Here is a 14,280-nt window from a genome sequence, read left to right on the forward strand (position 1 = left end):
GCTGGCGATTGTCAGACTGTGTAGTGGGCGACGAAGCCGACACCATCACGCCTAAATTGAAGCGGGGTCACCGAAAGCAGGGTGACCGATTGGCCGCGTGCGGCATGTGTTGGCGGCGCCGCGCTGCCAGCAATCCCTTAACAGACGACGGGCGAGGTGCAGAAGTGGTTAACGTGGATCAAGCGGAAAAGCCCGAGATCGACGCGACAAAATTATTGCCGCACGCATGGAAAGCGGCGCTGGCGTCAGGGGTGATAGCCGTCATGCTCGGCGTGCTGATTTTGGCGTGGCCTGGCATCTCAATAATGGTCGCCTCGGTGCTATTCGGGGTGTATCTGCTCGCGGTCGGCTGTGCCCAGGTGTTCGCCGCCTTGACGTTGCCGGTATCTGCCGGAGGTCGGATCCTTCTTTTCATCGGCGCCGGCGCGGCGTTGATCGTTGCGGTACTGACCTTTAGACACTTCGGCCAGGCGTATGCGGTGCTGTTGTTGGCCATTTGGATCGCCATCGGTTTCATCTTCCATGGCGTCGCGAGGACAGTCGCCGCTATCAGCCATCCTGAGCTGCCGGCACGCGGGTGGCAGGCCTTCTTCGGCGTGCTCAGTTTGCTTGCCGGGGTAATCGTGCTTGCGGCACCGTTCCCGTCGATCGTCACGTTGGCCCTCGCAGTCGGGGTCTGCCTGATTGTCATCGGGGGGTTCGAGATCATATCGGCGGTGCGCATGCGCGCGGACGTGAAACGGGTCCACGTCCGCGTGCGGCCGGCGAACGGCAGTGCGGCGTAGGCCATGAGTCGACGGCTTGTCAAAGGGTTTCGCGCCTGCCGCGACGTCGATTCGCTCGTACTGTCAGGTTCAGGCGCGACCTGGTGAGCTGGGTCAAACAGTCCGGGCGGTTGCGACATCACCGAGGAGGTAATGGAATGACCCATCCAATGGGGATTCCGCTGTTCGAACGCTTCTTTCGCTCGGCCGCGGGCATAAAATTAGATAAGAACGACCTGCGACGGTTCCGTGAGTTCGTCGACGAGCAGATCGATAGCATCGCCATCGCCGGACGCGACACGGCCAAATGGAACGGTCGCGACGTCATCGTGCCCCAAGACCTCCCGATCACCAGAGGCGTTCAGGAACGGATGCGCGAGTTCGCCAAACTCGATGAGGCTGAGGAGGTCCGGGACCTATTGCGCCAAGTTGTGCGGCGTCCACCGGCGGACGTGACCTTTAGCGAGGACACCGAAGAAATGCTGCCGGAGCTCTTCGGCGGGTTGAGCATCGCGCTGGCGCGGTCGTTCCGCCTGATTGATCCGACCTTAGAAAACCCGTCGCCACAGCACTGGGACCGGGTCCGCGAGTTCTTTAGGTTGATCGTCTGAGGCAAATCGGTCCTGACCGCCATGATCGGCAAATATGTTGTCGCGAGCGGTGTTTCACAGCAGTAGACAGCGCTACGGCGCCCTTTGAACCGTCGGTGGCTGGCGTGAACACGGGTGTGGTCACGCCAGTGGCGACTTACGGAAGTGTCCGCACCCAGCATGCGGTCATGGAACCTTAATCGCTGCTCGATTCCGCCACCTCGATCTTGCTGTGCTTGGTGGTTTGCGCCTTCGGTACTTGAACAGTCAACAGACCATGTGCAAGAGAGGCCTCGACGTCATCAGCCCTAAGGTCACCGGGCAGGGTCACGCGATACTCGAAATTCCCGATGCGACGCGTGCGGCGTCGCAGCAGACCCTCGCGCTTGCGCTCCTTGACTTCGCCGGTCACCACAAGTTCATTGCCGTCCAGCTCCACGTCGACATCCCCGGGCCGCACGCCGGGCAGCTCGATCTCGACGACGTAGGCGGCCTCAGTCTCTGATACATCGGCGGCGGGCAACCATGCACCGTCCCCGCCGGGACCACCGACCAACGACTGCACGAGCCGGTCGAACTCCGAATAAATATCCTCAAATCCACGGAATGGGCGCCACATCGCCGGGGTAGCGCCGGCACGTCGTACAGGCAGAGTCATAACTGAACCTCCTCATTCGAACCGCGTGTGGGTTCTAGAGTGCACTGTCGGCACGATGACCGCGTCGTACTGCCAAGCCGAAACCGGCACCGTCATTGCGCACTCCGTGTCCAAGCTTTTTGTGGCCCGGTGACCGCGGTGATGGCCCCATGACCACCCCGACGCCGTCGGCTGCGGATGAAGCCAACGGTGAACTGGAGTTGGCGGACCGACTCAACGCCCGGGACACCTGATCAGTTCGATTTGTTGAATCGCTTGCGTTGCCGGAGCCCGTACGCCGCGGCCTTGACAACCTCGTCGTCCTCCATCCCGGATCCCAGGGCACCGCCCAACGTTGCCACCGCCGCCACCAACCAGGCCATCAGCAATAAGGTTGACAGGCCGACGGGGTGGCCGATGTTGGAGGCGATGAGTTGGGGCGGAAGCGTCCACCAGGCGGTCACCAGCAGCAGGATGAACAGTCCGATGTGGAGAATGGCGACGCCAATTGTCAGGGTGATGACGGTCGCTGCGTTGTACAACACCGCGCGTTTGCGTTCGCCGGCCGACGGCGGCCGCTCCCATAAATTGTGGTGGAGGATGAGCCACCCGATCATCGCTGCGCTCGCCAAGATCGTCGCCACGCTCAGCCGCCACGGGCCCATCGTGTCGGACAACTGCCACATTGTCGGATATGCCAGGCTCACGGCCCCAGCGGCGAAGGCCGCCATCAGCACCTTGGACAAACCCGCAGCCAACCGCCACGGACGGTTGGCGTAAACCATGCCCATCAGAAGGCGCAGAGTTGACAGCGAGGTCGGCGCGACATAGCGGACAACTCCGTCGTCCTCCGTCAGCCGCTTCATGGATCCGTGTTGCCTCCCCGACTGGCACGTCAGCTCGGTCACGACTGTCTGTGCCAGGGTCCTCACCCGGCGCTCGAGGAACACGCCGCCCACTGCGGGGATGGAAATCATTCCGAACCCGTTGTTCAAGCTGATATCGACAATTACCGGCGTCGTCCCGACACGTCGGGGTAGATCGGTCAGGTAGATCACGATGTCCTCGGGCTCGCCAGCCGGGTCAACGATGCGTATCACCTCCAAGACTTCGGTGTGGTCGTCGACCGGATAGGAGTCGTGTCGCACGGACACGTCCCACTTGCCATCTGCTGCAGCACAGTGCATCAGCGCATTCGGGAGCGAATCAGAAAGGCGTGCGGCGATCGCCGCCGGAACACCGGGGTCGGCGACGAGCAAGATCGATGACGGTGCGCCCGGCATAGGTCCCCCTTCTACCCGTACCCCACACGGCCAAACGCCCCTGGTGGCCGCACTGAGTCCGGCACGACGTTAAACCTCTGCACGTGTGCGCGTCTGACCTCTTGGCTGTCCCGCGTCGGTCATCCCGGTTGGCTGGTGGCTGGTCCCTCGGGGGAGACCGCCGCGATCAGGTCCCGAAGTACTCGTGGATTTGGCGGATCGTCATGGCTCCCTCGCCGACCGCGGATGCCACTCGCTTCACCGACCCGCTGCGCACGTCTCCGGCGGCGAAGACACCGGGCACGCTGGTCTCCAAAAAGACCGGGCGGCGGACGGTGGTGAGCCCGTCTGCGCCGGCAACGTGATTCGCCGCGGCCTGCCCGGTTTCGATGAAGCCGTGGCCGTCGAGCGCGACCGTTCCGGCCAACCACTCGGTGTTCGGGTCCGCCCCGATGAACACGAAAAGTGCCCGTACCTCGATTGAATTCCGCTCACCGGTCTTATTATTCTCGGCCACAACGCTTGTCAAAGCCTTGTCCCCGTGGACTTCGCGGACTTCGGTGTTGAGACGGACCGTCACCCGCGGATGCTGAACTATCTGGTCGATGAGGTAGCGCGACATGCTCTTGCCCAGGTCGTCCCCTCGCACCAGCAGATATACCCGCGACACCTGAGTCGCCAGGAACACGGTCGCCTGACCGGCGGAATTACCGGCCCCGACGATGACCACCGGGCCGTCACCGCACAGCAGCGCTTCCTGATAGGTGGCGGCGTAATACACGCCGTTGCCCTGGAATGCATCGATCCCCGGGGCGTCCAGGCGGCGATAACGTGCGCCGGTGGCCAGCACCGCGGAGCGCCCGACGGCGACGGTGTCGTCGGCGAACGTGATCTGGAGCTGTCCGCCGTCAGATTCCAGCCGGGTGGCCTCCGCGGACACCGAGACTCGTGCGCCGAACTTATCGGCCTGCAGGAATGCACGTTCGGCCAGATCAGACCCGGATATTCCGGCCGGGAAGCCCAGATAGTTCTCGATGCGCGACGAGGTCGAGGCCTGGCCGCCGACGGCGATCCGCTCTATTGCCGAAGTCCGCAACCCGTCTGAAGCGCCGTACACGGCAGCACCGAGACCGGCCGGACCTGCGCCGACCACTATTACGTCCCGTTCGTCGGTGATTACGTCGGGCACGGCGAGGCCCACCACTCGGGCAAGCTCGACGTTGCTGGGATTGCGCAGCACCCTGGTTCCCCAGATCACCACGGGCGTGTCCTCGGGGGGAATGCCGAAACGGTGCAGCAGCCGCTCCGCGTTTGGGTCACGTTCCAGATCCAGCCATCGGTGTGGTAATCGGTTGCGGGCGGCAAACTCTCGTAAGCGGGCGGTGTCGGGCGAGAAACACGATCCGATGATCCGGAACCCGACGCGCTGCCCGATCAACAGGGAACGACGCACGAGATATGCACGCAGTATCAGGTCGCTCAGCACTTGGTCGTGGGCGACCAGAGAACGCACGCGACTGGTGGGAACCGCCAACACCTCGCCCTCGACCACGACGATCGCGGTGTAGACCGCTGGCTGGCCTTCCAGATCACCGAGCTCCCCCAGGAATCTGCCGGCTCCGTGCACGCGCAGCAGCCGCCGCTCACCGGAATCGTCGTCGGTAACGATTGCGACTTTGCCCGACAACACCACGAACAACTCGTCGGATCGCATCCCCTCGCGAACCAGGACCTCGTCAATTCCGACCCGCCGCCTGCTGCCGCCGGGAAGCAATGTCGCGATCTGGTCCTCCGTCAACCGTGGGTATGCACCGAACATGTCCGGGGTCTCTTCCCACTCCTGAGTGGCCGGGACCGGCGATTCCACGGACGTTACGTCAGACATCAGTCACCTCAGACATAGATTTCGTGGACATAGCACCAACGCCACGATTCACCGGGCTCGAACGACTGCACAATTGGATGGCCTACCGTGTGGGCGTGTTGGCGCGCGTGGCGCATCGGAGACGAATCGCAGCACCCGACGTGCCCGCAGCTCAGACACAGCCGAAGATGCAGCCACGGGGTATGCAGACGCAAACATTCCTCACAGCCATTCGGGGTTCTGGGAGTGACCCGGCGGATAGCCGCCAAGTCGGGGTCGATGAATGTCGACGTCACGATCGCGCCTCCTCGGTTGGTGTTGACAGTGCTTGGTCAAGCCAATTGCGCAGCGCCGCAACGGGAGCGGCACCCGATTGCCGCCCCAGTACCCGACCGTGGTCAAGGAGCAGCAGTGTCGGTACTGCCCGCACCGTGAACCGCTGCGAAATCGCCGGTGCTTTGTCCACGTCGACCTTGACCAATTTGAGTTCTCCGGCGCGTTCGCTGGCGAGCTGCTCCAGCGCCGGACTCACCATGCGGCACGGCCCACACCAGGTTGCCCACAGGTCGACAAGTACTGGAACCGAGGACTTTTCGGCAACCTCGGCGAAGTCGAGGTCACCGGCCGCAGCGATCCACGGCAGCCACCGGTGACAGTTGGCGCACCGCGGCTTCCCCACAGCCGCCGCGGGTACGCGGTTGCGTTTCCCGCAGTGCGGGCATGTCACGATGTCTGTTTCCATGGCGCCCTCTCCCTCAGGCCGCCAGAGCCGGTTCCGAATAGGCAACGGCGAGTTCGCCGTTGTCCGCGGTGACCCGAATCTTCCCACCGCCCGCGATGTCGCCGCTCAGCAACGCCCGACCGATCTTGGTCTCCACCTCGTGGGCGATGTAACGGCGCAGCGGACGCGCCCCGTACACCGGGTCGTAGCCGTGTTCGGCGATCATCCGGCGCGCCTCCGGGGTAATGTCGAGCTCAATATCCCTCTCCGCCAACCGATCCCGTAGCTCGGCCAGCTGCAACTCGACGATTCGTTCGAGCTGCGGCATCGACAGCGGAGCGAACAAGACGATGTCGTCGACGCGGTTGAGGAACTCGGGCCGGAAGTGTCCGCGCAGCTCCGCCATCACCCGGTCGCGCGCGTCGGGCTTGATCTCGCCGTCCGCAGTGACGCCCTCGAGCAGGTAGTGCGATCCGATGTTGGAGGTCATGATGACCACCGTGTTGCGGAAGTCGACCTGACGGCCCTGCGCATCGGTGAGCCGGCCATCGTCGAGCACCTGCAGCAGGGTGTTGAACACGTCGGCGTGCGCCTTTTCGATCTCGTCGAGCAGCACCACCGAGTAGGGCTTGCGGCGTACCGCTTCGGTGAGCTGGCCGCCCTCCTCGTAGCCGACGTATCCGGGTGGCGCACCGACCAACCGGCTCACTGTGTGCCGCTCTTGATACTCGCTCATATCAAGCCGGACCATGTTGTCCTCGCTGTCGAACAGTGCCGCGGCCAGCGTCTTCGCGAGTTCGGTCTTGCCGACGCCGGTGGGCCCGAGGAAGATGAACGAGCCGATCGGGCGGCGCGGATCCCGAATTCCGGAGCGGGCCCTAATCACGGCATCGGCGACGAGCTGGACCGCCTCGTCCTGGCCGATCACCCGTTCGTGCAGTATCTCGTCGAGCCGCAGCAGCTTCTCACGCTCGCCCTCCTGCAGTCGCGCGACCGGGATGCCGGTCCATGCCGCAACGATTTCGGCGATCTCGTCCTCGGTGACGGACTCGCGCAGCAGCCGCTTTTCGCCCTGCTTGGACGCCAGCTGTTCTTCGGCCGCTTGCAGTTTGCGTTCCAGCTCGGTGATCTGGCCGTACCGCAACTCGGCCGCCCGGTTGAGGTCATAGTTGCGTTCGGCTTCCTCGGCCTCGTGCCGAAGCTGTTCGAGTTGCCCGCGCAGTTCCTGTACCCGCCGGATCGCCTGCCGTTCGGCATCCCATTGCGCGTGCCGGGCATCGGCCTCAGCTCGCAGATCGGCCAGCTCCTTGCGAAGTTCCCCCAGACGGGACTTGCTGGCCGCGTCGGTCTCCTTGGCCAGCGCTGCCTCCTCGATCTCGAGCCGGGTGACCCGGCGGGTGATCTCATCCAACTCCGCTGGCATGGAGTCGATTTCGGTCCGAAGCCGCGCACATGCCTCGTCGACCAGGTCGATCGCCTTGTCGGGCAGGAAGCGGTCGGTGATGTAGCGATGCGACAACGTCGCGGCCGCGACCAGGGCGGCATCTTGAATCTTCACGCCGTGGAACACCTCGAAGCGTTCGCGCAGGCCGCGCAGGATCGAGATTGTGTCCTCCACGTCGGGCTCGTCGACCAGCACGGTCTGGAACCGTCGCTCCAGCGCGGCGTCTTTTTCGATGTGCTTGCGGTACTCGTCAAGCGTGGTTGCACCAATCATGTGCAGCTCACCGCGGGCAAGCATCGGCTTGAGCATGTTGCCGGCGTCGAGGGAACCTTCCGTCGCCCCCGCGCCGACCACCGTATGCAACTCGTCGACGAACAGCAGGATTCGACCCTCGCCCGCCTTCACCTCTGACAGCACCGCCTGCAGTCGTTCCTCGAATTCACCCCGGTACTTCGCACCTGCCACCAGCAAACCCATGTCCAGGGAGAAAATGGTTTTGTCGCGCAGGCCTTCCGGGACATCGGCACGAACGATCCGCTGGGCCAGGCCCTCCACGATCGCGGTCTTGCCGACCCCCGGGTCGCCGATGAGCACCGGATTGTTCTTGGTCTTGCGGCTGAGGATCTGAATCACCCGGCGGATCTCGGAGTCTCGGCCGATCACCGGGTCCAGCTTGCCGGCGCGACCCTCGGCGACCAGGTCGCGGCCGTACTTCTCCAGGGCCTCGTAGGCCCCCTCCGGCGACGCTGACGTGACCCGCTGGTTGCCGCGGACCTTGGTCAGCGCGCCGAGGAACGATTCCCGCGTAACACCATGGGAAGCCAGAATCCTTCCGGCGACGCTCGCCGAACCCTCCTCGGCGAGGGCGATGACAAGGTGCTCCACCGACACGTATTCATCCTTGAGCCGCTTGGCTTCTCGCTCGGCAGCCTCCAACAGGGCCGCCAGGCGCCGGGTGACAGACACCTGACCCGGCGCGACGCCCGGGCCGCTTACCTTCGGCCGACGATTCAGCTCGCGTTCCAGGTCCGCCCGCAGGGCCGCTGTGTCGGCGCCCGTCTGCTCGAGCAGCCGCGGTACGAGACCCTCGGGCTGGTCGATCAGCGCCATCAACAGGTGTTCGCCGTCGACCTCGATGTGACCCATTCGGGTCGCAAGGTTCTGCGCTTCGGCCAATGCCTCCTGTGACTTCTGCGTCAGCTTGTTGACGTCCACGGTGAGGTCCTCCTCCTTCGGCGAGCAACGGATTCCAGCTCTTCGATGTGGTCCAGCAGGTCGAGCACCAGCCCGATCGCCGCGTAGTTGAGTCCCAGACCGGTCCTCAACCGCTGGATGCGGGCGACCGTCGCCAACGCGGACGGTTCGAACCAGAGCTCGCCGCGGGCATCCTGCCGGCAGGCGACGAGGCCGAGCGCCACCAGCCGGCGCACCATTTCGGGATGCAACGCGCAGCGTGTTGCGAAGACGTCGAGCCGCATTCCGGGCCGCCGCGCCAGGACATAGTGGGAGGCGGTCATCGCCCCCTCCTCGGGTCGAACGTGGACTCCGTTGCCAATTGCTCGAACAGCTCGCGTTCCCGCGCCGTGGGTTTCGACGGCACCATCACCTTGATCTCCGCATAGAGGTCGCCAGCGGCACCGCGCGGGTTGGGCATGCCTTCGCCACGCAACCGCAGCCGCCGACCGGTCGACGACCCCTGCGGCACCTTGACTTTCGCTTCGCCACCGGGAGTTCGAATAGCGACCGTGGTCCCCAGCACCCCCTCCCACGGCGACACCGGCAGATCGACGATAACGTCGCGTCCGTCGAGCCGGAAGCGGGGATGGGGCTTGATGCGCACCCGCAGGTACAGATCTCCGGCCGGTCCGTCGCCGCTGCCTCGACCGCCCTCTCCCGGCAACCGTATGCGCTGACCGTCGATGACGCCGGCGGGAATGTTCACCGCGTAGTTGCGGCCATCCAGTGAGATCTGCCGTTTGCCGCCCCGATAGGCCTCCTCGACGGTCAGCTCCAGTACCGCTTCCTGGTCGGCGCCCGGAATCGGCCCGAATCCTCCACTGCCTGCGAACATGTCGCCGAAAAGGTCTTCGATGTTGATGCCCCCCGCACCGCCGAACCCCTGGCCGTAGCGCACCCGCGCGCCCGAGGGCCGGGGCCCTCCGGCCTGGAAGCCACCGAAGCCGCCGGCGCCGGCGCCCACCCGTTCCTCCCAGTCCTCGGGAACCTGGCGGAAGTCTTCGCCGAATCGGTCGTAGCGCTTGCGGGTGTCAGGATCCGACAGCACGTGATAGGCCTCGTTGACCTCCTTGAACCGTTCTTCGGCCGCTGGATCCTTGTTGACGTCGGGATGATATTTGCGGGCCAGTGTGCGGAACGCCCGCTGAATCTGATCGGCGGTCGCGTCCCGCGACACCCCGAGCACGTCGTAGTAGTCGCGGGCCACGACGCGTCACTCCCCGCGGCGGCTGACCACCACGGCCGCCGGCCGCAGTTGTCTCGAACCTTCGCCGTAGCCCGGTCGAAGCACTTCGACAACCGTCCCGGGCGTGCTGTCCGGGTGCTCCACCACATCGACCACCTCGTGACGCTCGGGGTCGAAGGGCACTCCCGCCTCCGCATCGCGCGGGTAGCCGAGCTGCTCCAGAATCTGCAGTGCATGCTCGAGAATGCTCCGCAAGCCGTCGAGTAGCGCGTCCGATCGGTCGCCGGCGTGATTGATCGCCCGCTCCAGGTTGTCGACGACGGGCAGCCACGCGCCGGCCACCCTGGACCGTTCCGTTGCTCGTTCGCGGTCCAGTTCGCTGGCATACCGCTTGCGCACATTGTCCAGATCGGCGACAGCGCGCCGCCAGCGGTCCTCGAGCCGGGCGCGCTCCTTGTCGAAATCAGATTGAGACCCAACGGCTTCTGGCGGACTCTCGCCGACTAGGCCACCATCCTCTTTGGTTTTGGAATGTTCTGCGGGGCTTACCATTACGGCTCAGCCCCGATCGAACTCGGCGTCGACCACGTCGTCGTCGCGCACCTGAGAGCCCTGGCCGTCGCCTGTCGGTTGACCGTTGCCACCACCGGACGACATGGGCTGCAACCCGTAAAGCACCTGTTGCAGTTCGGAAGTCAGCGACTGTACTCGGTCCATCGGTGCATCTTCCTTGACGGCTTGGCGCGCGTCGGCGATCAGCATCTCGGCCCGTGCTCGGTCGTGCGGGGCCGCCGAATCGCCCAGTTCGGCAAGCCGGCGCTCCACCTGGTAAGCCGCCGAGTCGAGCGCGTTGCGCGCCTCGACGGCCTTGCGCAGTTGCTCGTCCTCGCGGCGGTTGGCCTCGGCCTCGGCGAGCATCCGCTCCACCTCGCTTTTGTCGAGGTTCGACTGCTCGCTGATGGTGATGCCCTGCTCGGCACCGGTGTCCTTGTCGCGCGCCGTGACGTGCAGGATTCCGTTGGCGTCGATATCGAAGATGACCTCGATCTGCGGCTCGCCCCTGGGGGCCGGCCGGATGTTCTCCAGTTTGAATCGACCGAGTACCCGGTTGTCCCTGGCGAGCTCCCGTTCACCCTGCAGGACAACCACATCCACGGCCGGCTGGTTATCCGCGGCGGTGGTGAACACCTCGCTGCGCCGTGCCGGGATGGTGGTGTTGCGCTCGATGATCTTGGTCATCAGCCCGCCGGCGGTCTCCACGCCCAGCGACAATGGGGTGACGTCGAGCAGCAGCACGTCGGAGACCTCGCCCTTGAGCACGCCGGCCTGGATCGCGGCGCCGAGCGCCACGACCTCGTCGGGGTTCACGCTCATGTTCGGGTCCTTGCCGCCGGTGAGCCGGCGGACCAATGCCTGGACTGCGGGGATCCGGGTGGAACCGCCCACCAGGATCACCTCGTCGATGTCGTTCGCGCTCACCTTGGCATCGCTCATCGCCTGCTTGACCGGGCCCATCGTTCGCTCAACCAGGTCCGCGGTGAGGTCCTCGAACTTCGATCGCATGATCGTCGTGGTCAAATGCTTCGGTCCGCTGGCGTCGGCGGTGATGAACGGCAGATTGACCTGGGTCTGCGCTACCGAGGACAGTTCGACCTTGGCTTTCTCGGCCGCCTCGAACAGCCGCTGCAGCGCCTGCGGATCTTTCCGCAGATCGATGTTGTTCTCACGCTGGAACTCGTCGGCGAGGTAGTCGACGAGCCGGCGGTCGAAGTCATCGCCACCCAGGTGCGAATCACCGGCGGTGGCGCGCACCTCGACCACCCCATCACCCACGTCGAGCAGGCTGACGTCGAACGTGCCACCGCCGAGGTCGAAAACGAGCACCGTCTCGTGCCCCTTCTTGTCCAGCCCGTAGGCCAGTGCCGCGGCCGTGGGCTCGTTGATGATGCGCAGCACGTCGAGGCCGGCGATGCGGCCGGCATCCTTGGTGGCGTTGCGTTGGGCGTCGTTGAAATAGGCCGGAACGGTGATCACCGCTTCCTTGACCCGCTCACCGAGGAACTTGCTGGCATCGTCGACGAGCTTGCGCAGCACCAGTGCGCTGATCTCCTCCGGTGCATACTGCTTGCCGCGCACCTCGAATCGAGCGGCGCCACCCTCACCCTCGACGACATCGAAGCTGACCGCCTTGGCTTCCTCCGAGATCTCATCGAAGCGGCGGCCGATGAATCGCTTCGCCGAATAGATTGTGCCCTTAGGGTTCATGATCGACTGGCGCCGAGCCAGTTGCCCCACCAGGCGCTCGCCGTTTTCCGTGAACGCCACCACCGAGGGCGTGGTGCGCCCCCCTTCGGCGTTGGGGATTACGATCGGTTCGCCGCCCTGCCAAGCGGCGATGACCGAGTTGGTTGTCCCGAGATCAATGCCTACCGCTGTTGCCATCGTCTATCTTCCTTCAGTTGTGGCTAGTGAGGTTCTGCAGTCCGCAGTCGGGCTACCTGACCGTCAGCGACGCCGTCGTGGTGTTCGGGCCCGAAAGCTTCGGCAGCCGATAGCCCGTACGCACAGCCTGCCCGTAGCCTCCGAACAAGAGTTTTCCAATCAAATTCGGCGAGCGCGTGCTCCCAACGAGCCAGAAATGTGGCTTGGGATTGGTCCTGTCAGCACGAAGGATGCGTTGCGCTGCGCGAGACCCCGTCACCGTCCCAGCGCAGCGCCCAACTCATGCGACACCTGCTCGGCGATGCGGGCGACCACCTTGCTGGGGTCGGACGGTACCGGCGCGTCAGCGGTGACGTCGGCGAAGGCCACCAGCGCCTCGGACGCCAGCGGACTCCACTTCTCGATCCAGCCCGACACCACCTCGGCATTGGCGGTGTTGTCGTCGATGATGTGGCGCATCAGCGCCGTGGCCCACTCACGATGCCAACGAGCATCCTCGTCGAGCGAGAAGTGGATGCTCGTCAGAATCGGATCGCCGTTGGCGGTCGCGAGCGCGCCGGCGAGTTCCTGGTTGACAAGGCGGTCGATCCGCGGCTTGATGACCGCGTTCGTCACGATGAAGGACTCGCCCCAGTCATAGGCGACCAGCGCACGTTCGATGAGCTCGCGAAGCGGCTGGAACGCGGCAGCTTCTTCCCACGCCGCCCGCTGCCGCGCCGCGGCCTCGTCGTCGAACGGGGGACCGGCCAATTGCACAGTGCGGTAAGCGATCCGCTGGACCCGGCGCATCTCGTCGCCGGTCTGGAAGGCGGCGCAGTTGGTGATCCTGGATGAGGGCGCCATCTGCGCGATGTAGGCGGCCAGCATCTGCAACCCGTGCACGGGGAAGCGCAGCGGGGAGTACCAGCGGTCGAGGAACCTCACCCAATCGTCGGCTAGCTGGGCGTCGTACGCTGTGTCGTCGACCTCCCGGAGCAGGCCGTCGACAACGCCTTCGCGACCGTCCTGCAGCTGGGTGTAGCTCCGGTAGGTGGTGCGGCGCGGGTCGGCGAACTGGTCCCAGTCGCGGGCTTGCAGGGAGGAGCCTTCGCGATTGCGGTGATACCAGTCGACAACCGCGTTGCCGGCCGGCAGTTCGAAGCGCCGGGGAAAGTTGTAATGCAGGTCGGTGCTCGTCAGCTCGTACTCGGTGGGGATGCGCCGGTCTGTCGCGAGCCGGGTGTAGGTCTTGCGGCCCGGTGGCCGTTCCAGCGGAGTCACGACGGCTCACCCGCGAGCCGCCAGACCGCGTCATCCTCGGTCAGCTGCATGATGCCCGTGAACGACGACATCACCACCTCCAGCTCACCCGGAAATCGGACGGCGACCCCCGTCGCTGCCTCGAGCCCCGCCCGCGACAGCCGGCAGATTCGAGGGGCCAGCACGCGCAGGTAGGCGCCCTCGTCCTGAACGACCACCTGTTCGTTCTCGTCCCGGATGGCCGAGATGACCGTGCGCGCGAACGGCGTTGCGTGCAGGACTGGGCCAACGCTTTCGCCCGAGCTCATAGCGCTTTCGGCCGCGCTCATCCGACCACCCCCAGGTGCACCAAGATGCGGTCGCCGTCGACCCGCACCGGAAAGCGGCGCAGGCACGCGTCTTCGGGGTTGACTCCGTTGCCGGTTTGAGCGTCGAACACCCACTCGTGGGCGGCGCAAGTCAGGATGTTCCCCTGGAGTTCGCCCTCCGAAAGCGGATTGGCCAGGTGAGGGCACCGGTCCTGATAGGCGTGCACCTGGCCCGCAACGTTGCACAGCAAGACGTCGACGGCGCCCAGGGTGACGGCGCACATCTCGCCCTCCCAGACATCGTCGAGCGTCCCGGCGTCCAGCCAGACGCCCACTGCGCCGTCAGCCCCGCTCGACGGTGAAGATGTCACCGTTGCCCAGTCCTGCCGCAGCGATCGTCGAATTGAGATCGAGTTCGTCGCCTATCTCGTTGTGCACGGTCAGCGGCCCGCCACATTCGGGCGCCAGTCCCCAGGCGACCAGCTGATCAGCCAGCTGCGCCACTGTGCGTTCGTTGGGTGTCACTATCACCCTCATCAAAAAGTCGTCGCTCGCGTAGCCGAACAGATAGATCCGCACCGCCGCAC

At 65.1% G+C, this 14,280-nt stretch carries 16 protein-coding genes; 2 read left to right on the top strand and 14 right to left on the bottom strand.

The genetic code is table 11. The features are described 5' to 3' along the window. The first annotated feature begins 173 nt into the window (after window positions 1–173). Window positions 174–785 (top strand): HdeD family acid-resistance protein, encoded by a 612-nt coding sequence (locus G6N48_RS22465; RefSeq protein WP_264049546.1) that lies wholly within the window; start codon window positions 174–176, stop codon window positions 783–785. A gap of 137 nt (window positions 786–922) precedes the next feature. Then, complete coding sequence (locus G6N48_RS22470; protein ID WP_085268328.1) at window positions 923–1,375, top strand: DUF1931 family protein; 453 nt, start codon at window positions 923–925, stop codon at window positions 1,373–1,375. Window positions 1,376–1,550: 175 nt separating this feature from the next. Here the strand turns inward: G6N48_RS22470 and G6N48_RS22475 are convergent, their stop codons facing one another. The 14 genes from G6N48_RS22475 to G6N48_RS22540 form a co-directional block, all read right to left on the bottom strand. Continuing rightward, window positions 1,551–2,012 carry an Hsp20/alpha crystallin family protein gene (locus G6N48_RS22475; protein WP_085268329.1) on the bottom strand — a complete coding sequence of 154 codons (462 nt, stop codon included), beginning with the start codon at window positions 2,010–2,012 and terminating at the stop codon, window positions 1,551–1,553. 233 nt (window positions 2,013–2,245) lie between these two features. Continuing rightward, window positions 2,246–3,274, bottom strand: a complete 1,029-nt coding sequence (locus G6N48_RS22480) for a hypothetical protein (RefSeq protein ID WP_085268330.1) — start codon at window positions 3,272–3,274, stop codon at window positions 2,246–2,248. A gap of 166 nt (window positions 3,275–3,440) precedes the next feature. After that, the gene (locus tag G6N48_RS22485; RefSeq protein WP_085268331.1) at window positions 3,441–5,138 is read right to left on the bottom strand and encodes an FAD-dependent oxidoreductase; all 1,698 of its coding nucleotides are present in this window, start codon (window positions 5,136–5,138) and stop codon (window positions 3,441–3,443) included. An 8-nt stretch (window positions 5,139–5,146) separates the two neighbouring features. After that, window positions 5,147–5,413: a UBP-type zinc finger domain-containing protein gene (locus G6N48_RS22490; RefSeq protein ID WP_085268332.1), complete on the bottom strand. Its 267-nt coding sequence runs from the start codon at window positions 5,411–5,413 to the stop codon at window positions 5,147–5,149. Then, window positions 5,410–5,859 carry a thioredoxin gene (gene trxA, locus G6N48_RS22495; protein WP_085268333.1) on the bottom strand — a complete coding sequence of 150 codons (450 nt, stop codon included), beginning with the start codon at window positions 5,857–5,859 and terminating at the stop codon, window positions 5,410–5,412. Before trxA ends, G6N48_RS22490 begins: the two co-directional genes overlap by 4 nt. A 13-nt stretch (window positions 5,860–5,872) precedes the next feature. After that, window positions 5,873–8,497, bottom strand: a complete 2,625-nt coding sequence (clpB, locus tag G6N48_RS22500; protein ID WP_085268334.1) for an ATP-dependent chaperone ClpB — start codon at window positions 8,495–8,497, stop codon at window positions 5,873–5,875. After that, window positions 8,479–8,799 (bottom strand): chaperone modulator CbpM, encoded by a 321-nt coding sequence (locus G6N48_RS22505; RefSeq protein ID WP_085268335.1) that lies wholly within the window; start codon window positions 8,797–8,799, stop codon window positions 8,479–8,481. Before G6N48_RS22505 ends, clpB begins: the two co-directional genes overlap by 19 nt. Then, complete coding sequence (locus tag G6N48_RS22510) at window positions 8,796–9,725, bottom strand: DnaJ C-terminal domain-containing protein (RefSeq protein WP_085268336.1); 930 nt, start codon at window positions 9,723–9,725, stop codon at window positions 8,796–8,798. The genes G6N48_RS22505 and G6N48_RS22510 overlap by 4 nt, the downstream gene beginning before the upstream one ends. 6 nt (window positions 9,726–9,731) lie before the next feature. After that, window positions 9,732–10,256: a nucleotide exchange factor GrpE gene (locus G6N48_RS22515; RefSeq protein WP_085268337.1), complete on the bottom strand. Its 525-nt coding sequence runs from the start codon at window positions 10,254–10,256 to the stop codon at window positions 9,732–9,734. Between the two features lie 6 nt (window positions 10,257–10,262). Further along, window positions 10,263–12,146: a molecular chaperone DnaK gene (gene dnaK, locus G6N48_RS22520; protein WP_085268338.1), complete on the bottom strand. Its 1,884-nt coding sequence runs from the start codon at window positions 12,144–12,146 to the stop codon at window positions 10,263–10,265. Window positions 12,147–12,401: 255 nt separating this feature from the next. After that, complete coding sequence (locus G6N48_RS22525) at window positions 12,402–13,406, bottom strand: ferritin family protein (protein ID WP_085268339.1); 1,005 nt, start codon at window positions 13,404–13,406, stop codon at window positions 12,402–12,404. Further along, entirely contained in the window at window positions 13,403–13,714 is a 312-nt protein-coding gene (locus G6N48_RS22530; RefSeq protein WP_085268340.1) for an MmoB/DmpM family protein, read from the bottom strand. The genes G6N48_RS22525 and G6N48_RS22530 overlap by 4 nt, the downstream gene beginning before the upstream one ends. Then, entirely contained in the window at window positions 13,711–14,028 is a 318-nt protein-coding gene (locus G6N48_RS22535) for a Rieske 2Fe-2S domain-containing protein (RefSeq protein WP_197745602.1), read from the bottom strand. The genes G6N48_RS22530 and G6N48_RS22535 overlap by 4 nt, the downstream gene beginning before the upstream one ends. 7 nt (window positions 14,029–14,035) lie before the next feature. Further along, window positions 14,036–14,272, bottom strand: coding sequence for a hypothetical protein (locus tag G6N48_RS22540; RefSeq protein ID WP_085268341.1), 237 nt, complete (start codon window positions 14,270–14,272; stop codon window positions 14,036–14,038). Window positions 14,273–14,280 lie beyond the last annotated feature (8 nt).

The sequence above is a fragment of the Mycobacterium parmense genome, assembly GCF_010730575.1.
Taxonomy (GTDB): domain Bacteria; phylum Actinomycetota; class Actinomycetes; order Mycobacteriales; family Mycobacteriaceae; genus Mycobacterium; species Mycobacterium parmense.